Source organism: Cloacibacterium caeni, from assembly GCF_907163105.1.
In the GTDB taxonomy this organism is placed as follows: domain Bacteria; phylum Bacteroidota; class Bacteroidia; order Flavobacteriales; family Weeksellaceae; genus Cloacibacterium; species Cloacibacterium caeni_A.
In genome coordinates, this window is record NZ_OU015321.1 from 811,361 (window position 1) to 835,152 (window position 23,792).

Here is a 23,792-nt window from a genome sequence, read left to right on the forward strand (position 1 = left end):
ATAAATTTAAGTAATTTTAGACCGCTAAAATCATTATAAAATGAAACTAAAACATACAATTATCGCTCTAGCAGCACCTTTCCTTATGAAAGCACAACAGGTAATGACGCCAGAAATTCTCTGGACGCTTAATAAATTCTCGGTTACCGCAGTAGAACCGTCTCAATCTGGGCTATTTTACAGCGTAGGAAAAGTAGATTTGAAAACCGAAAAGACTAATAAAGAACACTTTTACTACGATTTGTCAAAAAATCAAACTTCTAAAGTTGATTTTGGTAAAAAATCTTTAATTCAGTGGGACAAAAACGGAATTTACGCTTCAGAAGGCGATAAAATCTACATTTCTAAAGACAGAGGATTGACTTGGACTGAATTTTATACCATTGGCGATGCAGACAATATTATCATATCTCCTGATGGTAAAAAAATCGCTTTTAGTAAGTCGGTTCACGTAGAAAAATTGTTGGGAAAAGAGAAATATTCTGACCTTCCTAAAACGACAGCTCAAATTTATACAGACCTTAACCATAGACATTGGGATGCTTGGAATGAAGGAAAATATAATCACGTTTTCGTTGCCAATGTTGGCGAAGATGTTGCTAAAGCTAAAGATTTATTAGAAAATTTACCTTTTGATGCTCCTCAAAAACCTCATGGCGGAAGCGAAGATTTCGTGTGGAGTCCAGATTCTTCTAAAGTTTTATACGTTTGTAAGAAAAAATCGGGCAAAGATTATGCAACCAGCACCAATACAGATATTTACGCTTATGATTTAGCTTCTGGTAAAACCGAAAACTGGACAGAAGGAATGATGGGTTATGATGTAAACCCTAAGTTTTCGCCAGATGGAAAATCTTTGCTTTGGCAATCTATGGCGAGAGATGGTTACGAGGCAGACAAAAATGACATTGTAGTGATGGATTTGGCTTCTAAAAAAATCACAAATCTTACTAAATCTTGGGACGAAAGTATAGTGGGAGATGTAGCATGGAGTCCAGATTCTAAAAATATTTATTTTTCTACTGCTTACAGAGGTGTAAAACAGCTTTTCCACATCGGTTTAGATGGGAAAGTGAAGCAAATTTCTGGTGGTAATTTTGATGTGAATGAAATTATTGCCTTCCAAAGCGGAAATATTTTGGTAACCAGAACAGATATTAATCATAATGCAGATTTATTTAAAGTTAATGTAAAAGACGGAAGTATGTTGCAGTTAACTTCTGTAAATGAAAGTACTTACGCTAAATTATCTCAAGGAAAATCTGAACTGAAAATGGTGAAAACTTCAGATGGTAAAGAAATGGGAGTTTGGTTCCATTATCCACCGAATTTTGACCCAAATAAGAAATATCCTACACTTTTATATTGTCAAGGAGGTCCGCAATCTGCTTTAACTCAATTTTTCTCTACTCGTTGGAATTTCGCTTTGATGGCTGCAAATGATTACATCGTAGTTGCGCCAAATAGAAGAGGAATGCCAGGTTGGGGAACCAAATGGAACGAAGATATTTCTAAAGATTGGGGAGGACAACCAATCAGAGATTATTTAGCAGCGGCAGATTTTGCCAAAACTTTACCTTATGTAGATGGTGATAGAATGGGAGCAGTTGGTGCAAGTTATGGTGGTTACAGCGTTTTCATGTTGGCTGGAGTTCACGAAAATAGATTCAAAACGTTCATTGCTCATGACGGATTGTTTGATATGAAATCTTGGTACGGAACGACCGAAGAGTTGTGGTTTGCCAATTGGGATTTAGGTTCGCCTTGGGAAAAACCTTTACCAAAAGCGTATACCGATTTTAACCCAATCAATTTTGTTGACCAATGGAATAAGCCAATTATGGTGATTCAAGGAGGATTGGATTTCAGAGTAGGGTATGAACAAGGTCAGGAAGCTTTTCAAGCAGCAAAAATGAAAGGTTTGAAAACTAAATTCCTTTATTTTCCTAACGAAAACCACTGGGTTTTACATCCTCAAAACGGTCTAGTTTGGCAAAGAGAATTCTTCGATTGGTTGAAAGAAACTTTGTAGAAAATTATATAAAAAGTTCAGTTAATCTGAACTTTTTTCATTTTCATTCAACTCGTCATATTTGGTTTTTAATCTAAATTCATCTTCGAAAAAATTTTCATAAAAATTTTCATTGCCTTTAATGTATGAGCATTCATATTCATCATCATTTGAATGTGAGATAATTGTTAGTTCTTGTCCTTCATGTAAACCTTGAGCATAAGTTGTAAGAATAACTTTTTGCCCTGAAAAATAATTTGGTCTTTTCATATTTTGTTATTTAAATTTGAACAAATATAATATATAACTTAGAAAAAAACTTTTTGCTTAAAATGAAGATATCCTCATTTCCTCCAATCATTGATAACGAATCAAAGATTCTGATTTTAGGCTCTATTCCAGGGATTAAATCTTTGGAAATGAAGCAATATTACGCACATCCTCAAAATAAATTTTGGAAAATTATTTGTGAATTGTTTCATGAAGAATTAACAACAGATTATGCCGAAAGAATTAAAATTTTAGAAAAATACCACGTTGCACTTTGGGATGTGATAGACACTTGCGAAAGAAAAGGAAGTTTAGATTCAGAAATCCGAAATGAAGAGGCGAATAAAATAGGAGAGTTGCTACACAATTATCCGAACATAAAAGCTATTTTCTGCAACGGACAAAAATCCTATAAAAATTTGCAAAAAATTCTACCGAAAGATTTTCATCTGCCAATTATTGTTTTACCATCTACAAGTCCTGCTCATGCAAGTTTGAGGTATGAAGAAAAATTATTATCTTGGCAAAAAATTAAAAACTATTTACCATGAAAAAACTATTTATTTCTTTCGTTTTACTATTTTCTTTATTTGTTTTTTCTCAAGAGTATCAATTTGATAAAAAATGTGTTAGTAATTCCACTAGAATTAGTCCAAAAATTGGAAATAAAAATTCATGGAAAAGTTATATTTATTTTAATTCTAGCAACAATAATTATTATATGAATCAAAGAAATGATGATTCTTATTACTATATAACGGATAATTCTTTAAAAGAGGTTATTGCTTTACAACGTATAAACAGTGAAAAACCATATTATTCTTATTTAGATAAGAAAACTTTTGATTACACTTATAGTGAAAAAGAAATTGGAAAAATAATAATCAAAGAATTAGCAGAAGATGAGTTCCTAGTTCAATGTTTTGTAAATGATGATTCTAAAAAAACAAATTTAGAAGTGAAATTTAAGTTATATAAATCAAAAACTCCAATGATTGAAATTAGGTTTATGGATTTAGGTCAAATTATTCATAAAAAAATATACGATTCTTTAAAGGAAAGATTAAATGGAAATAATTTTTGGATTTTATATGCTGAAGTAGATTACAAAAATGGATATAAATTTCTATTTGAGTTTGATGACTGTGAAGAAATAGCTCTTAATCTGAAATTTAACTAGTGTTTTTTCAAAATACTTCCCAAAACACTTGACAACCCCTGTTTTCATATCGTATATTTGCAGGCTTAAAAAATTTAAATAAAATCCGTAAATTTTATGAAAACATCTGATTTCAATTTTCACTTGCCAGAACATTTGTTGGCAGAACACCCTTCAGAACACAGAGACGAAGCAAGATTAATGGTTCTTGACAGAAAGACACAAACCATTGAACATAAACTATTTAAAGACGTAATCGATTATTTTAACGAAGACGATTTATTTATCTTTAACAATACCAAAGTTTTCCCAGCTAGACTATACGGAAACAAAGAAAAAACTGGTGCTAAAATCGAAGTTTTCTTATTAAGAGAACTTGATAAAGAAACCAGAGTTTGGGACGTATTAGTAGATCCAGCTCGTAAAATTAGAATTGGGAACAAACTTTTCTTTACAGAAGATGAATCTTTAGTAGCAGAAGTAATTGACAATACTACTTCTAGAGGTAGAACTCTAAGATTTTTATTTGACGGTTCTTACGAAGAATTTCGTGCTAAATTAAAAGAATTGGGAGAAACTCCACTTCCTAAATACATCAAAAGAGAAGTAGAACCAGAAGATGCAGAAAGATATCAAACTATTTATGCTAAAATAGAAGGTGCAGTAGCAGCTCCAACTGCAGGTTTACACTTTTCTAAGCACTTAATGAAGCGTCTAGAAATCAAAGGAATTAACTTTGCAGAAGTTACACTTCACGTAGGTTTAGGAACATTTAATCCAATTGAAGTAGAAGATCTTTCTAAGCACAAAATGGAGTGTGAAGAAGCAATTATCGACGAAAAAACTGCTAATATAATTAACAAAGCAGCTGATGAAAACAGAAGAATTTGCGCGGTAGGAACTACTACAATGAGAGCTTTGGAGACTTCAGTTTCTTCAAATAAAAAACTTTCTGCTTATCAAGGTTGGACCAATAAATTCATTTATCCACCTTATGATTTTGGGGTAGCAAACGCTATGATTACCAATTTCCACACGCCAAAATCTACATTAATTATGATGATTGCAGCTTTTGCAGGAACAGATTTTATTATGCACGCTTATGAAGAAGCTGTGAAAAATGAATACAAATTCTATTCTTACGGAGACGCAATGTTGATTTTGTAAGATTAATTTTAAAATAATTTTCTCGCAGATTTGGCTGATATTGCAGATGAATTAAAATCTGCTAAATTTGCTGGATCTGCGAGACTTTTTTATATGAAAGACATCAGAACATTAAGTTTAGAACAACTCAAAGAATATTTTGTCACTCTTGGCGAAAAACCTTTTCGTGCGAAACAGGTTTATGATTGGTTATGGTCTAAAAATCTACATTCGATAGATGAAATGACCAACCTTTCTAAAGAGTTGAGAGAAAAAATTTCTCAAGAATTCACCATTAATCCTATTTCTGTAGATTTATTGCAAAAATCTAAAGATGGAACCATCAAAAATGGAGTAAAACTCCATGATGGACTTTTGGTAGAATCTGTTCTTATTCCTACAGAATCTAGAACTACTGCTTGTGTTTCATCTCAAGTAGGTTGTAGTCTAAACTGTGAATTTTGTGCAACTGCAAAACTCAAAAGAATGAGAAATTTAGAAGTTGCCGAAATTGTAGACCAAGTTGCACTGATTGATAAGCAAAGCAAATTATATTTTGACAGACCTTTATCAAACATCGTTTTTATGGGAATGGGAGAGCCTATGATGAACTATAAAAACGTAGTAGATGCCATCAGAAAAATTACTCAAGAAGACGGTTTGGGAATGTCTGCACGAAGAATTACCGTTTCTACGTCTGGAATTCCAAAAATGATGAAAATGCTAGCTGATGAAAATCTAAAAGTCAAATTAGCGCTTTCTCTTCACTCAGCAATAGAGCATAAAAGAAATGAAATTATGCCTTTTTCTACTAAATTTCCGTTAACAGAAATTATGGAAGCGATGCAATATTGGTATGATAAAACTGGAAGCAGAATCACCTTTGAATATTGTGTTTGGAAAGGGATTAATGATGGCGACGAAGATATAAAAGCCTTAATTAAATATTGTAAACAAGTTCCTTGTAAAGTGAATTTGATTCAATATAATCCAATTGGCGAAGGGAAATTTGACCATAGAAGTATAGAAGCCGAAGAAAAATATGTTCGTGAATTAGAAAAAGCGGGAATTACTGCTTTGGTGAGAAGAAGTAGAGGTGGAGACATTGATGCTGCTTGTGGACAATTGGCCAACAAAAATTCTGGAGAATAATTTGATGTTTTAATTAAATTTCAAGTCTAGTATCTCGCAGATTAAGCAAATTTTGCTAATTTTTTATTGTTTAAATCTGCCGAATCAGCAAAATCAGCGAGAATAATTATAAAAAAATCTTTTAAAATAAAAATAATAAAGTTTTAAGATTTTATTTTTTAAGCGGTAGCAATCTTAATTTATTTTATGAAAAAGTTGTTGTTTTTTCTTTCTTTTCTAATTTCACTTCATTCTTTTTCTCAAAAAACAGAAAAGTTAGCTCTTAGGAAATACAAAATTGCCACGTTATCAGATTCTTTGAAAGAAACTTCTGGTCTCACTTTTCTTAAAGATAAACTCTACACTTTGAATGATGGTGGCAATACCAATGAGATTTTTGAAATTGATAAAAATTCGGGTAAAATTTTATCAAAACTGAAAATTAATTTTCCGAATAAAGATTGGGAAGCGATGACCAGTGATGGTGAAAATTTTTATATAGGCGATTTCGGGAATAATGCAGGAAATCGAAAAGATTTAGCTATTTATAAAACTGATTTTCAGGGAAATTATTCTAAAAATTCCTTTAATTATTCTGCACAAGACGATTTTTCTACGCGATATCTTTCTCATAATTTTGATGCAGAAGCCATGATTTTCCTCAATGAAAAAATTCATGTTTTTTCGAAAGAATGGAGTTCTAAAAATATTTCTCATTATACTATTGATTTACAAAATTCAGAAAATCAATCACTTGTAAGTTTAGAGTCTTTTCATGCAGGATTTGTCATTACAGATGCTGCTTATTTTCAAGGGAAATTATATGTGGTAGGTTACACCAGAAAAGCGAAAGTGTATTTGATGATTTTTGAGGAAAATTCTGAAGGATTATTTTTCTCTAAACCATTGAAAAAGTATAAGTTAGGTTCTTTTCTTTCGATAGGTCAAGTAGAAGGAATTGCAGTGAATAAAGATGGAATTTACATTTCTAATGAAGATTTTTCTAAGTTTATTTTCAGTGTAAAACAGCGTTTGTATTTTATTCCTTTTGAAAAGTTAAAATAATTTTTTTATTGCTTTCAACGGATTATGTAAGTATAGTTTTAATTAATTATATTTGTATGATTTTATAATTATTGTCAATAATCATTCCATTAATAGCGTGTCAAACATCGTAGAAGAAATCAAGAAGCCGATTAACGAAGAAATGAAACTTTTTGAACAAAAGTTTTATGAATCAATGCAAAGCAGAGTTCCTTTGCTTGATAAAGTTACTCGTTTTATTGTAACCACCAAAGGAAAGCAAATGCGACCAATGTTTGTATTTCTTACCGCTCAATTGGTAGGAAATGTAAACGAAAAGACGTTTCGAGGCGCTTCTATGATTGAGTTGATTCACACCGCTACTTTGGTTCATGATGACGTAGTAGACGAAAGTTTTAAACGTCGTAATTTCTTTTCTATCAATGCTTTATGGAAAAATAAAATTGCAGTTTTAGTAGGTGATTATTTGCTTTCTAAGTCAGTTTTACTTTCTACTGATAATAAAGATTTTGATTTATTGGCTGTTATTTCTAGAACCATCAGAGAAATGTCTGAAGGAGAGTTGCTTCAGTTAGAAAAAGCTAGAAAATTAGACATTACAGAAGACGTTTACTACGAAATTATTCGTCAAAAAACGGCTACACTTATTGCTGCTTGTTGCGAAGTAGGCGTTTTGTCTAATGGTGCTGATGAAGTTTTAGCCAAAAAAATGCAGGATTTCGGTACTTATACGGGAATGGCGTTCCAAATCAAAGACGATTTGTTTGATTATCTTTCTAAAAATATAATTGGAAAACCAGTTGGGATTGACATAAAAGAGCAAAAGATGACTTTGCCACTTATTCATACTTTAAAAACGGCGAATGAAGCTGATAGAAAGTACTACTTCAATACTATTAAGAGATATAATAACGACCAAAAACGCGTAAAAGAGCTGATAGAATTTGTGAAAAAATCTGGAGGATTGGATTATGCAATTGGAGTGATGAAAGATTTTCAGCAAAAAGCAAAAGATATCCTTGCAGAATTCCCTGATTCTGAAGCGAAACATTCTCTTAATTTGATGCTTGATTACGTTATAGAGAGGAAGTTTTAATATTTTCCTTCATCATTTTAATGAAATACGAAGGTTTAATCTCAAATTTTCTCTGGAAGTTATCCGAAAATGCTTCTGCATTCGTAAATCCTGCAATATTTGCTAATTCTTTGATGTCTCTATTTAAGTATTTATGTTCTGTTTTGAGCAATTCCACAATATATTCTAATCTTAAGTCATTGAGATAATTACTAAAATTTTTCTCTTTATAAACATTAATAATTTTAGATAGATAAGTTGGGTTGGTTCCCAGTTTTTCACTGAGTAATTTTTGAGTGATTTTATAATCCAGAAATTGTTGTTCCTTTTCGAAAATTTCTAGCTGTTCTAGTATGTATGTAATGGTTGATTCACTAAGTCCCGTGATTTTTGGAATTACAGTTTTATTCTCTTCAACAATTGTAACTGGGATTTTCTCTATTTCTGTATTTTTTGATATGATTTGTTCAAAACGCTCTTTATATTTCCTTTGCATTTGGAAATATTTATAAGTAGAAAAAGAAATAATCAGTATACTTAATATAATTATGAAAAGCGTGAGGTATTGATGAATTTTTAAGCTATTTTCAATACTGTTTTTCTCGTCAATCAATTTTTTTGTATCATATTCTTTATGAATTTTGGCAAAAAGATATTTGTAGTTCTTTTCGTAGGATTTATCTAGAGACATTAATTTATTAATGTATTCGAGTTGCTTATCTGTGTTATTTTTAGAAGCGTAATATTCTATAAGTAATTCATAGGCAGGTCTGAACTGAGGATCTTGATTTTTGTCTTTGTGATATTCTTTGTCTAATTTTTCGAAATATTTTACAGCTTCTTTTTTATTTCTTAATTTCCAATAAGACATTCCTATGTAGAAAATTTCTGTATAGTGAGGCCAATTGTCTTGGTATAAATGCTGTGCTTTTTTAAGTTTATTAATTGCTACAGAATAGTTTTTAAGATAATAAGCATCAGTTCCTTCGCAAGAAATAAAATATGGTATTAAATATTTTGCATTGTTTTTATTTATGAATTCATATGCTTCTTTAAGTAAAGTTATATTTTCTGAATTTTTTTTAAGTTTTGTATTACAATCAATTAAACTCATAAGAGAATAGCTGTAGTATATTTCATAATCATCTCCTAGTTCATTGATTTCATTACTTCTGAAAAAATTAACACATTCTACTAAATCCTTTTTTGCTTCATTATACTGTCCTAATATTATTCTATTTTGGGCAATATAATATAGAGTCTTATGATTGATGTAATCATTTTTTACATTATTTAAGTATTCTTTTGCCTTTAAAATAAAATTTAATGCGGGCTCATATTGAAAATGATCCATAAGAAAAACACCTTTATTGAGTAAAGCATCAGAAATAAGTTCGTTATTCTTAGTTTTTTTAGCAACTATTATTGCACTATCTACATATTTACTTGCTAAATTATATTTATTTGCTTTGCTAGAATATCTGTAAGCATAAAATAAGGCTTGAAGATTATTTTCTTTTTTGGATTTTTTAATATAATATTTAATTAATGGCAAAGCATTTTGGTTAGAAGAATTTAAACTATCAATTTTATGTTCTAATTCTAAAAAAGATAAATCTTCTAATTTTTTTTCTTGAGCGTTTACTGAGATTTGGAAAAAAAACAGAACTGTAAGAAATAAGTTTTTGATTATTAGATAGTTATTGGTTTTTGTTTTCACTTTTCACTTTTCTACAATGATAAAACAAAAAATTGGAATAAGAAATATGATATTTTTTCAAAAAATCCCGGTTGATTTTTATGAATTCCGAGTTCAGTTTTTAGTAAGGAAATAATGAAAAGAGTAGTTTTGTTTCATCTTAAAACACAATAAAAAGAGGTAAGATTTAATGACCAAAAAAAACATTACTATTCCGAATAGTAAAGTATTTCTTCAAGGGGACTTCAACATGAAAATGTTGAAGTTTTTTTATTTAGATGTTTTTAAGAATGTGTTTTAATATTTTCCTTCATCATTTTAATGAAGTACGAAGGTTTAATTTCAAATTTTCTTTGGAAATTATCAGAAAATGCTTCTGCATTTGTAAATCCTGCAATATTTGCCAATTCTTTAATTTCTTTTTCTAAAAATTGATGCTCTGTTTTGAGTAATTCTACAATATATTCTAACCTTAAATCATTGAGGTAATTACTGAAATTTTTCCCTTTATAAGCATTAATAATTTTGGAAAGATAAGTAGGATTGGTTCCCAATTTTTCACTGAGTAATTTTTGAGTGATTTTAGAATCCAGAAATTGTTGTTCTTTTTCGAAAATATCTAGCTGTTCTAGAATATATGCAACAGTGGATTCACTAAGTCCAGCGATTTTAGGAGTTATTGTTTTACTTTTTTCAACAATAGTAACTGGGATTTTCTCAATTTCTGTATTTTTTGAAATGATTTGCTCAAAACGTTCTTTATATTTCCTTTGCATTTGGAAATATTTATATGTAGAAAACGAAATCAAAACAATGCTGATAATGATTACAAAAAGTGTGAGGTATTGATGAATTTTTAAGCTGTTTTCAATACTATTTTTCTCGTCAATAAGCTTCTGAGAATCATATTCTTTATGAATTTTGGCAAAAAGATATTTGTAGTTCTTTTCGTAGGATTTATCTAGAGACATTAATTTATTAATGTATTCGAGTTGCTTATCTGTGTTATTTTTAGAAGCGTAGTATTCTATAAGTAATTCATAGGCAGGTCTATATTGAGGATTTTTATTTACTCCTATATAATATTCTTTGTCTAATTTCTCGAAATATTTTACAGCTTCTTTTTTGTTTCCTAATTTCCAATAAGACAAGCCTATGTAGAAAATTTCTGTGTAGTGTTGCCATTGGTCATTATAAGAATCTAAAGATTTTTGTAAATATTTAATTGCTGAAAGAAAGTTATTATTATAATATGCTTCAGTTCCCAATGATGAAACAAAATAAGGATAATATTCTTTTAAATTTTTCTTTTTAATGTAATTGAAAGCTTCATTTAATAGAGAAACGTTTTCTTTGTGATTTTTAATTTTGCTATTTGAGTCAATTAATGACAAAAGAGAATACATATAGAATAATTCATTATCAACCCCCAATTTATTTTCTTTTAGATTTGATCTAAAGTATTTTACACAAGACTTTAATTCTTTATTAGCTTCTGAATTTAAGCCTAAATAAATTTTATTTTGAGCAATAAAATATTTTGACTTATTAATCAAATAATAATCTCCAATTTTAGATGCTACATTATGTGCCTGAATAATATATTTTAAAGCTTCCTTATGCATAAAATTATCCATAAGTGTGTAGGATCTATTAATTAATGACTCTGTAATTAGTTTTTTATTTTTATTTTTTTGAGCTATAAATAGTATACTATCTGAATATTTTAAATTTTCAGGAAATACAGAGTAACCACTTGCATATCTATAAGCGTAAATTAATGCTTCATCATTTTTTTCTTCTTTAGATTTTTTTATATAATGATTTATATATATCCACAATTCTTCCTTTCTGTTATAAGAACTATCAATTTTTTTTTCTAATTCTAAAAAAGATAAATCTTCTAATTTTTTTCCTTGAGCATTTAACTGAATGTGGAACAAAAATAAAAGTGCTATTGTTAAATGTTTGATAATTAGGTGTTTATGTTTATAGATTTCCAATTTTAGTTTTTTTACAATGATAAAACAAAAAATTGGAATAAGAAATATGATATTTTTTCAAAAAATCCCGGTTGATTTTTATGAATTCCGAGTTCAGTTTTTAGTAAGGAAATAATGAAAAGAGTAGTTTTGTTTCATCTTAAAACACAATAAAAAGAGGTAAGATTTAATGACCAAAAAAAACATTACTATTAAGAATAGTAAAGTTCTTCTTCAAAGGGAGCTTCAACATGAAAATGTTGAAGTTTTTTTATTTAGATGTTTTTTAAGAATGAGTTTTAATATTTTCCTTCATCATCTTAATAAAGTAAGAAGGTTTAATCTCAAATTTTCGTTGGAAATTATCAGAAAAATTCTGTGTATTAGTGAATCCAGATAGTAATGCTAATTCTTTGACATCCATATTAAGATATTTTGCATCAATTTTCATTAGGCTAATTAAATATTCAAGTCTTAAATCATTGATATAAATACTCACATTTTTGCCTTTATATACATTTATTATTCTTGACAAGTAGGTAGAATTAGTATTTAAAATTTCACTTAATAATCCTTTAGAGACTTGATTATCTAGGAATTTATTTCCTTTTTCAAAATCATCTAGTTTATTTAAAATATTTTCTACAATTAAAGGATTTAGACCAGGTATTTTATTATAATATTCTAAATCAATAGAATTTTTAGGTTTAGGAAAATTAATATTTAGTTCACTATTGCTAAATACTTCTTCTGCTATATCTACTTCATTTACTTTCTCTTCTGGTTCTTTATTTTTATTTGGAATTTCTGAAATAATTTTTTCAAATTTTTCTTTATATATTTTTTGTAAGGAATTGTATCTATTCCAAAAAAATAATGTAGCTAAAATAGCAAAAAGTAAAATAGTACTTATTATTGTTCTTTGTGTTTTTAAAGAGTTTTCAATTTTATTTTTTTCAATAATGAGTTTTTTGGTGTCGTATTCTTTATTAATTTTAGAAAATAGATATTTGTAATTTTTTTCGTAATTTCTATCAAGAGCCATTAATTTATTGATATATTCCAATTGTTTATCTCTATTACCAATGGAGTCATTATACTTAATTAATAATTCATAAGCAGGTCTGAATTGTGGATCTAATTTTTTAGTTTCATTATAATCTTTATCAATTTCTTCAAAATATTTAACTGCTACATCAGTTTTTCCTAATTTCCAATTAGACATTCCTAGATAAAAAACTTCTACAAAATGTGGCCAATAATCATTGTAAAGGCGTAATGATTGACTAAGTTTTGTTATGGCTAAATTATAATTTCCTAAATAATAAGCGTCTGTACCTTCAGATGAAATGAAATATGGAATATAATTTTCTAATTTATTTTTATTTAGATAATTAATGATTTCTTTTATTAGTGTTGTGTTTTCAATTTGTTTTCCAATTCTTGTATTGGTATCTATGTAACTCATCATAGAATATATATAGAATTGTTGGTAATCTTTTCCATACTGGGAATTATTTAAGTTTTCTTTAAAATAATTCATACATGAACTTAATTCTACATTTGCTTCTTCATACAGGCCAAGATAAATTTTATTTTGGGCCATATAGTATTTTGTTTTATTATTAAAATATTCATCATCAATTTTTAATGAATATTGATTGGCTATCAAAATATCATCTAATGCTTTTTGATGTTTTGATTCATCCATATATATAATGCCTCTATTAAGATAAGCTATTGTTAGGAGTTTAGCATTTTGTGATTTTTTTGCAACATTTAATGCACTATCTGCATATTTAAAGTTTTTGGGATGTTTCGCATAAACACTTGCAATTTTATAAGCATTAAGTAGCCCCTCTTCATTCTTGTTTTTTTTTGTTTCATCTATGTAGTGATAGATAAGCTTCCACATTTTTGGGGGATTATTACTAATTGATGTAATTTTAACTTCTATTTTGTCATAATTTTTAGTCAATTGCGCATTTAATAGTATAGTAAATGCTAAACTAAAACTAAAGCTAAAAATATATTTTAAATAAAAGCTCATTGCTTATTTATAAAAGGAAAATTAGACGTTATGAAAAAAATATTTACAATAATACATCAATTTTTTTTAAATCACTAACAAAAATTTTTGTTTTTACATTGATTTTTTTTGAATTGAAGGTTCTAAAATTTGACTTTAGGCATAATGTTGATATACATTTGTCAAAAAAAAATCATGAAGAAAATTTTAGTATCTACCGTATGTTTCTTAGTTGTATTAATCTCATGTAGACAGCAAGAAGATGTTTCACTTTCTCAAGAAGATTTAGCTAACATTAAGCTGATTCAAAAAAATAGAAATTATAGAAAGGCTAATAATATTACAAATATTAAAACTGATACAGTTTATAGAACTCAAACATTAGATATGGGTACAGTAGAGTTAGATGTAATATCTGAGGTAGATCCTAATAAACCACCAAAACAACAATAAATCTAATAAAAAAGTAAAATAAATTTTTTTTTCATCGTTTGTGTTTTCTCCTTTCGCTGTTTGTTCTCAGAGCAGCGAAGGAGATTTTTAAAAGAAAATTTTAAAATACAATTTAAAGGAATATCTAAGATGTACTTTGTTAAATTCATAACCATATTTTAATCTTAGAAATTTAAAATATTAATTTAAAAATTTACTGTTATGAAAAAATTTACACCAATATTGTTAGCATTGGCTTCAATCGCAGTATTATCATTTAAACAATCAAATAGTTCAGAAAAATCTGATGCTGCTTTAAGCAAAAATGATATTGAGATTTTAGAAATTATACAAAATAAAAGAAAATTAAGAAATAGTAATGAGAATAAAACTAATATAGTTTTACATAATGAAGAGGAGGCATTAAGATTTCTGAATAAATAAAGTGCAGCTAGAAATAAATCTAATAAAAGTAAAATAAAATTTTTTTTCATCGTTTGTGTTTTCTCCTTTCGCTGCTTGTTCTCAGAGCAGCGGAGGAGATTTTTAAAGAACATCATCACAATTATTCATACATTCATATTAATTAAGTTAAGCTCAACACAGTATTTCACTAGAAATATTGTGTTTTGTTTTGTAATTGAAAAATAATCAAAAAAATCAAATAATTTTATCAATTCCATAATTTTATTATCTTTGTAAAAATCCTTATCCAAGATATGCAAACTACTTATATCGAAACACAAACAGTTTCTTTTCAAGATTTTAAGAATCAAATATTAGCAGACTATAAACTAGGTAGAATTTCTCGTGAGATGTCTTACATGGCAAGAAGAGAAGTTTTAACAGGCAAAGCTAAGTTCGGGATTGTAGGTGATGGTAAAGAATTACCACAATTAGCCATGGCAAAAGTTTTTAGAAATGGAGATTTTAGAAGTGGTTATTATAGAGACCAAACCTTCGCATTAGCAGTTGGAGCTTTATCAGTAGAGAGTTTCTTTGCACAATTATATGCAGATACTTCTGTAGAAAGAGAACCTGCTTCAGCCGGAAGACAAATGAATAGTCACTTTGCAACACGCAGTTTAAATGAAGATGGAACTTGGAAAGATTTAACTCAAATTAAAAATATATCATCAGATATTTCGCCAACTGCAGGACAAATGCCTAGACTTCTAGGTTTGGCTCAAGCCTCTAAGGTTTACAAATCGGTAAAATTTCAAGGTTCAGAAAAATTCAGCAATAATGGAAACGAAGTTGCTTTCGGAACTATCGGTGATGCGTCTTCTGCAGAAGGTCATTTCTGGGAAACTTTGAACGCAGCTTGTGCTTTGCAAGTTCCTATGATTTTATCCATTTGGGATGATGGTTACGGAATTTCTGTTCCTACTCATGACCAAAGAGCAAAAGAAGACATGGCAGAAATGCTTTCTGGCTTCCAAAGAAAAGAAGGAAAAACAGAAGGTTGCGAAATTATTCAAGTAAAAGCTTGGGATTATCCTGCACTTCTTGACGCTTATGCTAGAGCCGAACATTTTGCAAGAACAGTGTCTGTTCCTGTGGTGATTCATGTGACAGAAGTTACTCAACCACAAGGTCACTCTACATCTGGTTCTCACGAAAGGTATAAATCTGAAGATAGATTGAAATGGGAAGCAGATTTCGACGGTTTAGAAAAATTTAAAGAATGGATTCTTAATTATTCTATTGAATTAGAAGGAAAAGAAGAAATTTTAGCTACAGTAGAAGAACTTGAAAATATAGAAAAAGAAGCTAAAAAAATAGCAAAAGACGGTCAGAAAAAAGCTTGGGAAAATTATAGAAATTCTATAGAAGTTCTTAAAAATGAAGTGCTTCCATTAGTAGAGAATCTAAAATCTCAGAATAGCGAAGTAGAAGCAGAACTGCAAAAATTTAGTTCTTTGATTTCTTATGCTAAAAAGGATGTATTTAGTTTGATGAGAAAAGTTTTGCTTTTGACTAGAACTCATCAATCTACTGAAAGACAATGGCTTGCTTCTAAATATCAACAGCTTTTAGCGCAAGAAAAAGATAATTATTCATCACACTTGTATTCAGAATCTGAATGGAAATCAACCAATGTAAAAGAAGTAAAACCAATTTACTCAGAAAATTCTGAAATGGTAGATGGAAGAGTAGTGGTAAGAAATAATTTTGATAAAATCTTTGAAAAATATCCTGAAACTTTGGTTTTCGGTGAAGATGCAGGGAATATTGGTGATGTAAACCAAGGTTTAGAGGGACTTCAAGAAAAATACGGCAAAGTAAGAGTAGCAGATACAGGTATTAGAGAAGCTACAATTTTGGGACAAGGAATTGGTATGGCAATGCGTGGACTTAGACCGATTGCAGAAATTCAGTATTTAGACTACATTTTGTATTGTTTACAAGGAATTAGTGATGATTTGGCAACACTTCATTACAGAACAAAAGGTGGACAAAAAGCTCCAGTCATCATCAGAACTCGTGGTCATAGATTAGAAGGAATTTGGCACTCTGGTTCGCCAATGGCAGGAATTATTAACCTGGTAAAAGGTGTTAATGTTTTGGTTCCTAGAAATTTAACTAAAGCAGCAGGTTTTTATAACACGATGCTTCAGAGTGATGAACCAGCGATTATTGTAGAAACGCTCAATGGTTATAGATTAAAAGAAAAACAACCAGACAATTTAGGTGAATTCACCGTTCCAGTTGGAAAAATTGAAGTGACTAAAGAAGGAAAAGATGTTACTTTAGTAACTTACGGTTCTACTTGGAGACTGGTGATGGAAGCTGCCGAAGAATTAGAAAAACTTGGAATTTCTGCCGAAGTTGTTGATATTCAGTCTTTAATACCATTTGATATTTCACATGAAATTGCAGAAAGCGTGAAGAAAACCAATCGTTTAGTGATTATAGACGAAGACGTAGAAGGCGGAACCTCTGCATTTATTCTTCAGCAAATCGTAGAAAAACAAAAAGCATTCAGATATTTGGATTCGGTTCCGTTAACGATTGCAGCAAATGATCACAGACCAGCTTATGCAAGTGATGGAGATTATTTCTCAAAACCATCTGTAGATGATATGGTAGAAAAGGTATACGGAATTTTTCATGAAGCGAATCCTTCTCAATTTCCAAAAATTTAAAAAATGAAAATTTTATTTTTTATCATAGCAGCTTTTACTCTTTCGAGTTGTGCTGTGGCAAAAATCCAAGATTGCCCAGAAGAAAAAATCATCAATAAGATGCCAAAAGTGATTGCTGGTAACTCAGAAACACCTAATGAATATTATATTTACAAAGGACAAAGAAGAGAAATCAAGGAATTTGATACCACTTGGATAGAGAAAAACTGCCCGAATATAAAAGTACAAGAAGTTTATTAAGATAAATAAGAAACAACTCTTATCAGGAGTTGTTTTTTTATTTTAAAAAATCATATTTATATCATAGTAAAACCCGAATTTTCTGAAAAATTCCGTAAATTCGCAAAAATTTAATCTCGAAATGAATTACGATATTATTGTTATAGGTTCTGGACCTGGTGGTTACGTAACCGCAATTAGAGCATCACAATTAGGTTTTAAAACGGCTATCATAGAAAAAGAAAATCTAGGTGGTATTTGTTTAAATTGGGGGTGTATTCCTACCAAAGCATTACTGAAGTCTGCTCAAGTTTTCAACTATATAAAACACGCCGAAGATTACGGTCTTAATAAAGTAGAGGGAAGTTTTGATTTTCCTAATGTAATTGCTAGAAGTAGAGGAGTTGCCACTAAAATGAGTGGCGGGATTTCTTTCTTGATGAAGAAGAATAAAATTGACGTTATCATGGGAACTGCCAAAGTTCAAAAAGGCAAAAAAGTTTCGGTAACAGACAAAGAAGGAAAAGTTACAGAATACGCTGCAAATCATATTATCATCGCAACTGGAGCTCGTTCTAGAGAATTGCCAAATCTTCCACAAGATGGAGTAAAAGTAATTGGTTACAGACAAGCTTTGTCTTTACCAACTCAACCAAAATCTATGATTGTAGTGGGTTCTGGAGCAATCGGAGTAGAGTTCGCGGATTTTTATAATACAATGGGAACTAAAGTGACGATTGTAGAATTCATGCCAAATATCGTTCCTGTAGAAGACGAAGAAATTTCTAAACACTTAGAAAAATCTCTTAAAAAATCTGGAATTGATATCATGACCAATGCATCTGTAGAATCTGTAGATACTTCTGGAAACGGTGTTAAAGCGAATGTAAAAACCAAAGATGGAAACAATACATTAGAAGCAGATATTCTACTTTCAGCGGTGGGTATCGCAGCAAACATCGAAAACATTGGACTTGAAGAAGTAGGTATTGCTACAGATAAAGGTAGAGTTTTGGTAAATGAATGGTACCAAACTTCTGTTCCTGGTTATTATGCAATTGGTGACATTATTCCTACTCAAGCTTTAGCTCACGTAGCATCAGCAGAAGGAATTACTTGTGTAGAAAAAATCAAAGGAATGCACGTAGAAACAATTGACTACGGTAATATTCCAGGTTGTACTTACTGTCATCCAGAAATTGCATCTGTTGGTTTAACTGAAAAACAAGCTAAAGAAAAAGGATACGAAATTAAAGTTGGTAAATTCCCGCTTTCAGCATCTGGTAAAGCTACCGCAAATGGTAATACAGATGGTTTTATCAAAGTAATTTTTGATGCAAAATACGGAGAGTGGTTAGGTTGCCATATGATTGGTGACGGTGTTACAGATATGGTTGCAGAAGCTGTGGTTGCTAGAAAATTAGAAACTACTGGTCACGAAATCATCAAATCTATTCACCCGCATCCAACTGTTTCTGAAGCAATTATGGAAGCTGTGGCTGCTGCTTACGGAGAAGTGATTCACATTTAATATTTATGTAATAAATACAAAAAAAACCACAGTTTTTGCTGTGGTTTTTTTAATTTTAAAAAATGAAACTAATAATATGAAGAAAGAAATCGGGTTAGTACTTTCAGGTGGTGGAACTAAGGGAATTGCGGAAGCTGGTGCACTGAAATTTTTAGAAGAAAAAAATATTTTTCCTGAAGTGATTGCAGGAACGAGTGCTGGTGCAATTGTTGGTGGATTGTATTCTTTTGGAAAATCTCCAGATGAGATTTTAGAATTTTTTAAATCGGTTTATTTTTTCAATTGGAAACATTTTACTTTGACTAAACCGGGATTTATCAATTCTGAAGTTTTTAGATTGTACTTGAAACCTATTATTGGAGAAATTAAAATTAAAGATTTAAAATTAGAATTGCTCATTACAGCGACTGATTTGGTTCAAGGGGTTACGCACGTTTTTGATGGAGACACTTATTTGCTTGATGCGATTATAGCTTCATGTTCGGTTCCAGGATTGACCAGTCCGTTCCAAAAAGATGGAATGTTATTAAGTGATGGCGGGATTTTGAATAATTTTCCTTCAAATCTCATCAGAGAGAAATGTGAAAAACTAATCGGAGTGTATGTTTCGCCACTTCAAGACATTGAAGGCAAACAGCTAAACAGCATCAAAGCTGTTTCTACCAGAGCTTATGAATTGCTGAGTCATAGTGTAGAAAACTATAAATTCAAAGATTGTGACTGGTTTATCTCTCCCAAAGAATTATCCAATTATGGAATGTTCGAGAGCAATAAAACCAGAATGGACGAAATTTTTAAATTGGGTTACGAAGAAGCTGTAAAAACTTTCCCCAAAAATTTTTAATTTTTTCTAAAAAACATATTTTGAATAGACTAAAACTCCTGTAATTAAGGAAAGTAGAGTAGCTGTTACCACACTTGCTGCTGCTAGATCCTTTATCAATCCTATTTTTTCATTAAAATTTGGTTCTATGAAATCACAAATTTTTTCAATGGCTGTATTGATGATTTCTGCAATGAGAACCAAAAAACAAACGATAAAAATTAAAACAGCGTCTGTAGAGTTTAATTGGAAATAAACCATTAAAAATAAATTAATAACAAGTGCTAAAACTTCTAACTGAAAGTTTCTTTCGGTTTTTAGCATCCAAAAAAGTCCTTTGAAAGCATAATAAACACTTTTGTAAAATGGAGGTCTTTTCATTACCAATTTTTATCAACCATGTAAATAAGTTGTGTCATAACAACTGCTCCTAACAATAATTCTCTGCGATTTACTTTTTCGAAAGTATCTTCTGGAGTATGATGAATGTCAAAATATCTTTGTGAATCTGTTACCAATCCAGATGCAGGAATTTTAAGTTCTCTCAGAGGTTCTATGTCTACGCCAGAATGATTTCCTGCGAATTCATAAATACCGTATGGGTTAAAAAGTTTTTCCCAAGATTTCATAGATTTGGCTTTGTCAGGATGCATTCCTAAGCTAAAACTTCTCGGTGTAAAACCTCCACTGTCACTTTCTAGAGCAAAAACGTGCGGTTCTTCAGATTTTTTTACCGTTTCCATATACGTTCTACCACCTCTTACACCATTTTCTTCATTGGCAAAACAAACTACTCTTATGGTATGATTATTTTTGAGTTTTAAATTTTTGAAAGTTCTCAGCACCTCTATACTTTGTACAATTCCAGCACCATCATCATGAGCGCCTTCACCTACATCCCAAGAATCAAGATGTGCGGCAACTACAATTACTTTTTCGTCTGATTTTCCTTTGATTTCGCCAATGACAGATTTGGTCATCATTTGTCCATTCATTCCGCAATTAGAATTGAGAACGGCTTGAACTTTTTGTTTTTTGAGTAAAATTTCTTCTAAATAATCCGCAGATTCTGCACCAATTGCAACGGCAGGAATTTTAGGAATTCCATCTTCGTAACGAGTAGAGCCAGTGTGAGGAACATCGTCAAAAGAAGAAGTAAGTGAACGAATAATTACGGCTTTTCCGCCTTTTTTTGCAACTTCAGACGGAGTAACTCTTCTGTATTTTCCTGCATCTCCATAAGCTTGTCCAGTTACCACAAACTCTTGTTTAAAGGCATAGTTGAAAAACACAATTTTATCTTTTACAGCATAATCTGGTAATTTTTCGAAATCTTCTAAAGTTTTTACTAAAATTACTTCTCCTTCTAAATCTTTACCTTTGGTTCCTTCGGAATTGCCTAAAGAAAGCATTTTTACTTCTTTCCATTTTCCGTGATTCACTCTTAATTTTAAAGATTCATCACCTCGAGTCCATACGTTTACCATTACAGGTTGAAACCAAACTTGGTCTGCACCAGCTTCTAGCAATTTTTTCATCGCCCAGTCTGCAGATTTTTCGTAATTACTGCTTCCTGATAATCTGCTGCCAATGTCTTTGGTTAATTCTCTTAGATCTTCATAAGACTTACCATTGACCAAAATTTCGTCTGAAATTTTCTTGAATTGAAGAGAATCTTGTTTGAAATTTTGAGACCAAAAAAATCCGCCCAAAAAGAGCGGAAGTATATAAAGTAGTTTCTTCATGTTGTGATTTCTTTTTGGAAATCTAAAAGTACTATTTTTTTGTAATAAATCAAGAAAAATTACCAATCCATGTCGTACATTAACAGTGCAGTAACCAGTTTTGGCTCTATGTAAGTACATTTTGGAGGCATTTGCAAATTCTGATTCGCCAGTTTTGTAATATCATTAAAACTTACTGGGAACAATCCAAAGCCAACGGAATAATCGCCAGAATCTACTTGTTCTTTAAGCTTGATAATGCCTTCAATATTAGAATTTCCTTTTACAAAATTCATTTTGCTGTTTTCTTCTTCCTCATAATCATTAATTCCAAGAATAGGTTTGAAGATATATTTGTCTAATAAATGATGGTCTACATTATCTAATCCTTGGTCTAAATCTCTTAGATTATGCTTTACGTGAAGTGAATAAAATTTACCACCCAAATACATAGAAATGTGGAATTTCTGTGATGGATAGTAAGCGTTTTCACCTTTTTCGTGAATAAGGAAGTTTTCTGATACTTTTTGTAAAAATTCTTCTTCAGAATTTCCGTTTAGGTCTTTTACAACTCTGTTGTAATCATTAATTTTAATCGACTGACTAGAAACAATAAAGCTGAAAACAAAATTATAAGGTTCATTGCCATTATGTCTTTTGTTTTTTTCTTTGTGTTTTTGAGCGTATAATGCTGCAGAAGCAATTCTGTGGTGACCATCTGCTACATAAAAAGAATCAATTTGGTCTATTACTTCTTTAAATTGCTGAAGTTTTAGACGATTGTCTATTCTCCAAACTTTATGTCTTACTCCAGTTTCGTCTGTATGATTAATAATGGGAACGTTTTTTTCTTCATGATTCATCAGTAATTCTATTTTAGAATTAGCTTGATAGGTAAGAAGAACTGGTTCTGCTTGAAGTGAAACTTTCTCTAAGAAATGAGCGAGTTTTTCTTTTTTATAGGTAAGGGTAGATTCATGTTTTTTGATTTTTCCGTTCCAGAAATCTTCTACACTAGCTAATCCTAATAAGCCTCTGAAAACAGATTTATTGGGTAAAATTTGCTCATACAAATAATAAGAAGAGCTGTCTTGAAGAAGTTTATTGTCGCCCAACATTTCTTCGTAATTGCTTCTTACTTTTCGTAGATTTCTATCAACATCTTTCGATTTGCTACAAACATATGGTTTAATCATCTGTATGTAAGAAGAGTCTTCCGTCGCTTTTTTATTGATTTCTTCCTGCGTAAAATTATCCAAAGGATGAGTTGGGAATTTATCAATATAATCAGGGTGCGGTCTAACTCCTCTAAATGGTTTAAAAACTGGCATGTTCTACGTTTAATTAATTTGAGGTTTTATATAGTTTAATTTTTTAAATTTTGCGAATATAATAAATTTTTAAATTATATAAGTTTTTGTAAGTCAATAATTTGTTGTGCTAATTCTGTTCCTATTCTTTCTTTGGTTTCTAAAGTGCTTCCACCAACATTCGGAGAAAGCGAAAGCGAAGGATGCATCAGAATCTGAATTTCTGGTTTTGGTTCGGTTTCGAAAACATCTAGAGCAGCTCCTGCAACTTTTTTATTTTCTATATAATCTATGAGTGTTACTTCATTGATTACACCACCTATTGCTGTATTTACAATGAAAACGCCATCTTTCATCATTTCAAATTCTGGCGTGTCTATTATATATTCAGTAGTTTCCGAAGTATTAATGCTGATGAAATCTGCCTCTTTTAGAAACGCTTCCATATCATTGGTAGAAGTGAATTCAAAATCCATAGTTCTTCCGTCAAAAAATTCTAAAGAAACGGTATCTGTTTTAGGTTTTCTGGTGTAGAAAATAATTTTCATTCCAAGACCTATTCCTATTTTGGCAACTTCTTTTCCGATGTTACCAAAACCGATGATTCCTAGCGTTTTGCCTGAAAGTTCTGTTGCTTTTTCGTAAGATTTTTTGAGAAACGCAAATTTAGTATCACCTTCTAAAGGCATATTTCTATTGGAATCGTGCAAAAATCTAATCAAAGTCAGAAAATGTGCAAAAACCAATTCGGCTACGGATTTAGCAAAAGCGTTTGGAGTATTAATGACGAAGATTCCTTTAGATTTGGCGTATTCTACCTCTATATTATCCATTGATTCGCCACCTTTTCCAATGATTTTTAAACTTGGACAAGCGTCTATAAGTTCTTTAGTTACTTGTGTAGCGTTTTTTACCAATAAAACTTCAACTTGATTTTCATTGATAAAAGGAATGAGGTGTTCCTGAGAAACTCTGTTGTCAAGAAGATTTAATCCAGCTTCTTTCAAAACTTTTTCTCCAGAATTTGAAATACCGTCGTTTGCTAAAATTTTCATATT

At 30.4% G+C, this 23,792-nt stretch carries 21 protein-coding genes; 13 read left to right on the forward strand and 8 right to left on the reverse strand.

Annotated features, from left to right (window positions below; all coding sequences use genetic code 11):
• Positions 1–40: 40 nt before the first annotated feature.
• Positions 41–2,032, forward strand: coding sequence for a S9 family peptidase (locus KKQ76_RS03805; RefSeq protein ID WP_213195895.1), 1,992 nt, complete (start codon positions 41–43; stop codon positions 2,030–2,032).
• 21 nt (positions 2,033–2,053) lie between these two features.
• Here the strand turns inward: KKQ76_RS03805 and KKQ76_RS03810 are convergent, their stop codons facing one another.
• On the reverse strand, positions 2,054–2,281 hold the full coding sequence (locus tag KKQ76_RS03810) for a hypothetical protein (protein ID WP_213195896.1): 228 nt from the start codon (positions 2,279–2,281) through the stop codon (positions 2,054–2,056).
• A gap of 62 nt (positions 2,282–2,343) precedes the next feature.
• On the opposite strand from KKQ76_RS03810, the gene KKQ76_RS03815 reads away from it, so the two are divergent.
• From KKQ76_RS03815 to KKQ76_RS03840, 6 genes are all read left to right on the forward strand, one after another.
• Positions 2,344–2,832 (forward strand): DNA-deoxyinosine glycosylase, encoded by a 489-nt coding sequence (locus KKQ76_RS03815; RefSeq protein ID WP_213195897.1) that lies wholly within the window; start codon positions 2,344–2,346, stop codon positions 2,830–2,832.
• Complete coding sequence (locus KKQ76_RS03820; RefSeq protein WP_213195898.1) at positions 2,829–3,461, forward strand: hypothetical protein; 633 nt, start codon at positions 2,829–2,831, stop codon at positions 3,459–3,461. Before KKQ76_RS03815 ends, KKQ76_RS03820 begins: the two co-directional genes overlap by 4 nt.
• Positions 3,462–3,557: 96 nt before the next feature.
• Positions 3,558–4,607: a tRNA preQ1(34) S-adenosylmethionine ribosyltransferase-isomerase QueA gene (gene queA / locus KKQ76_RS03825; protein WP_213195899.1), complete on the forward strand. Its 1,050-nt coding sequence runs from the start codon at positions 3,558–3,560 to the stop codon at positions 4,605–4,607.
• 93 nt (positions 4,608–4,700) lie between these two features.
• Positions 4,701–5,738 carry a 23S rRNA (adenine(2503)-C(2))-methyltransferase RlmN gene (rlmN, locus tag KKQ76_RS03830; protein WP_213197459.1) on the forward strand — a complete coding sequence of 346 codons (1,038 nt, stop codon included), beginning with the start codon at positions 4,701–4,703 and terminating at the stop codon, positions 5,736–5,738.
• Between the two features lie 186 nt (positions 5,739–5,924).
• Positions 5,925–6,782, forward strand: coding sequence for a hypothetical protein (locus tag KKQ76_RS03835; protein WP_213195900.1), 858 nt, complete (start codon positions 5,925–5,927; stop codon positions 6,780–6,782).
• Between the two features lie 97 nt (positions 6,783–6,879).
• Positions 6,880–7,857, forward strand: a complete 978-nt coding sequence (locus tag KKQ76_RS03840; protein WP_213195901.1) for a polyprenyl synthetase family protein — start codon at positions 6,880–6,882, stop codon at positions 7,855–7,857.
• Here KKQ76_RS03840 and KKQ76_RS03845 read toward each other — a convergent pair.
• The 3 genes from KKQ76_RS03845 to KKQ76_RS03855 form a co-directional block, all read right to left on the reverse strand.
• Complete coding sequence (locus tag KKQ76_RS03845) at positions 7,838–9,556, reverse strand: helix-turn-helix domain-containing protein (RefSeq protein WP_213195902.1); 1,719 nt, start codon at positions 9,554–9,556, stop codon at positions 7,838–7,840. The two genes, KKQ76_RS03840 and KKQ76_RS03845, sit on opposite strands and share 20 nt — an antisense overlap.
• Positions 9,557–9,819: 263 nt before the next feature.
• Entirely contained in the window at positions 9,820–11,538 is a 1,719-nt protein-coding gene (locus KKQ76_RS03850) for a helix-turn-helix domain-containing protein (protein ID WP_213195903.1), read from the reverse strand.
• Between the two features lie 265 nt (positions 11,539–11,803).
• Positions 11,804–13,567: a helix-turn-helix domain-containing protein gene (locus tag KKQ76_RS03855; protein WP_213195904.1), complete on the reverse strand. Its 1,764-nt coding sequence runs from the start codon at positions 13,565–13,567 to the stop codon at positions 11,804–11,806.
• A 174-nt stretch (positions 13,568–13,741) separates the two neighbouring features.
• On the opposite strand from KKQ76_RS03855, the gene KKQ76_RS03860 reads away from it, so the two are divergent.
• The 6 genes from KKQ76_RS03860 (at position 13,742) to KKQ76_RS03885 (ending at position 19,721) form a co-directional block, all read left to right on the forward strand.
• Positions 13,742–13,999 (forward strand): hypothetical protein, encoded by a 258-nt coding sequence (locus tag KKQ76_RS03860; protein WP_213195905.1) that lies wholly within the window; start codon positions 13,742–13,744, stop codon positions 13,997–13,999.
• A gap of 201 nt (positions 14,000–14,200) precedes the next feature.
• Positions 14,201–14,422, forward strand: coding sequence for a hypothetical protein (locus KKQ76_RS03865; protein WP_213195906.1), 222 nt, complete (start codon positions 14,201–14,203; stop codon positions 14,420–14,422).
• Positions 14,423–14,697: 275 nt separating this feature from the next.
• Complete coding sequence (locus KKQ76_RS03870; protein WP_213195907.1) at positions 14,698–17,127, forward strand: alpha-ketoacid dehydrogenase subunit alpha/beta; 2,430 nt, start codon at positions 14,698–14,700, stop codon at positions 17,125–17,127.
• A 3-nt stretch (positions 17,128–17,130) separates the two neighbouring features.
• Entirely contained in the window at positions 17,131–17,367 is a 237-nt protein-coding gene (locus KKQ76_RS03875; RefSeq protein ID WP_213195908.1) for a hypothetical protein, read from the forward strand.
• Positions 17,368–17,488: 121 nt separating this feature from the next.
• Positions 17,489–18,877 carry a dihydrolipoyl dehydrogenase gene (lpdA, locus tag KKQ76_RS03880; protein ID WP_213195909.1) on the forward strand — a complete coding sequence of 463 codons (1,389 nt, stop codon included), beginning with the start codon at positions 17,489–17,491 and terminating at the stop codon, positions 18,875–18,877.
• Positions 18,878–18,953: 76 nt separating this feature from the next.
• Positions 18,954–19,721: a patatin-like phospholipase family protein gene (locus KKQ76_RS03885; protein ID WP_213195910.1), complete on the forward strand. Its 768-nt coding sequence runs from the start codon at positions 18,954–18,956 to the stop codon at positions 19,719–19,721.
• A gap of 6 nt (positions 19,722–19,727) precedes the next feature.
• On the opposite strand, the gene KKQ76_RS03890 is transcribed toward KKQ76_RS03885, so the two are convergent.
• The 4 genes from KKQ76_RS03890 to KKQ76_RS03905 form a co-directional block, all read right to left on the reverse strand.
• On the reverse strand, positions 19,728–20,081 hold the full coding sequence (locus KKQ76_RS03890) for a diacylglycerol kinase (protein ID WP_104792744.1): 354 nt from the start codon (positions 20,079–20,081) through the stop codon (positions 19,728–19,730).
• Positions 20,081–21,445, reverse strand: a complete 1,365-nt coding sequence (locus tag KKQ76_RS03895) for a M20/M25/M40 family metallo-hydrolase (protein ID WP_213195911.1) — start codon at positions 21,443–21,445, stop codon at positions 20,081–20,083. The genes KKQ76_RS03890 and KKQ76_RS03895 overlap by 1 nt, the downstream gene beginning before the upstream one ends.
• A gap of 59 nt (positions 21,446–21,504) precedes the next feature.
• On the reverse strand, positions 21,505–22,755 hold the full coding sequence (locus KKQ76_RS03900; RefSeq protein WP_213195912.1) for a DUF1015 domain-containing protein: 1,251 nt from the start codon (positions 22,753–22,755) through the stop codon (positions 21,505–21,507).
• Positions 22,756–22,829: 74 nt separating this feature from the next.
• On the reverse strand, positions 22,830–23,789 hold the full coding sequence (locus KKQ76_RS03905; protein ID WP_213195913.1) for a D-2-hydroxyacid dehydrogenase: 960 nt from the start codon (positions 23,787–23,789) through the stop codon (positions 22,830–22,832).
• Positions 23,790–23,792: the final 3 nt, after the last annotated feature.

Coding starts and splice junctions, on each gene's coding strand:
- KKQ76_RS03895 (WP_213195911.1), bottom strand. CDS start 21,445: ATGAAGAAACTACTTTATATACTTCCGCTCTTTTTGGGCGGATTTTTT.
- KKQ76_RS03890 (WP_104792744.1), bottom strand. CDS start 20,081: ATGAAAAGACCTCCATTTTACAAAAGTGTTTATTATGCTTTCAAAGGA.
- KKQ76_RS03810 (WP_213195896.1), bottom strand. CDS start 2,281: ATGAAAAGACCAAATTATTTTTCAGGGCAAAAAGTTATTCTTACAACT.
- KKQ76_RS03855 (WP_213195904.1), bottom strand. CDS start 13,567: ATGAGCTTTTATTTAAAATATATTTTTAGCTTTAGTTTTAGTTTAGCA.
- lpdA (WP_213195909.1), top strand. CDS start 17,489: ATGAATTACGATATTATTGTTATAGGTTCTGGACCTGGTGGTTACGTA.
- KKQ76_RS03865 (WP_213195906.1), top strand. CDS start 14,201: ATGAAAAAATTTACACCAATATTGTTAGCATTGGCTTCAATCGCAGTA.
- KKQ76_RS03860 (WP_213195905.1), top strand. CDS start 13,742: ATGAAGAAAATTTTAGTATCTACCGTATGTTTCTTAGTTGTATTAATC.
- KKQ76_RS03835 (WP_213195900.1), top strand. CDS start 5,925: ATGAAAAAGTTGTTGTTTTTTCTTTCTTTTCTAATTTCACTTCATTCT.
- KKQ76_RS03820 (WP_213195898.1), top strand. CDS start 2,829: ATGAAAAAACTATTTATTTCTTTCGTTTTACTATTTTCTTTATTTGTT.
- queA (WP_213195899.1), top strand. CDS start 3,558: ATGAAAACATCTGATTTCAATTTTCACTTGCCAGAACATTTGTTGGCA.
- KKQ76_RS03905 (WP_213195913.1), bottom strand. CDS start 23,789: ATGAAAATTTTAGCAAACGACGGTATTTCAAATTCTGGAGAAAAAGTT.
- KKQ76_RS03900 (WP_213195912.1), bottom strand. CDS start 22,755: ATGCCAGTTTTTAAACCATTTAGAGGAGTTAGACCGCACCCTGATTAT.
- KKQ76_RS03885 (WP_213195910.1), top strand. CDS start 18,954: ATGAAGAAAGAAATCGGGTTAGTACTTTCAGGTGGTGGAACTAAGGGA.
- rlmN (WP_213197459.1), top strand. CDS start 4,701: ATGAAAGACATCAGAACATTAAGTTTAGAACAACTCAAAGAATATTTT.
- KKQ76_RS03815 (WP_213195897.1), top strand. CDS start 2,344: ATGAAGATATCCTCATTTCCTCCAATCATTGATAACGAATCAAAGATT.
- KKQ76_RS03875 (WP_213195908.1), top strand. CDS start 17,131: ATGAAAATTTTATTTTTTATCATAGCAGCTTTTACTCTTTCGAGTTGT.
- KKQ76_RS03805 (WP_213195895.1), top strand. CDS start 41: ATGAAACTAAAACATACAATTATCGCTCTAGCAGCACCTTTCCTTATG.
- KKQ76_RS03870 (WP_213195907.1), top strand. CDS start 14,698: ATGCAAACTACTTATATCGAAACACAAACAGTTTCTTTTCAAGATTTT.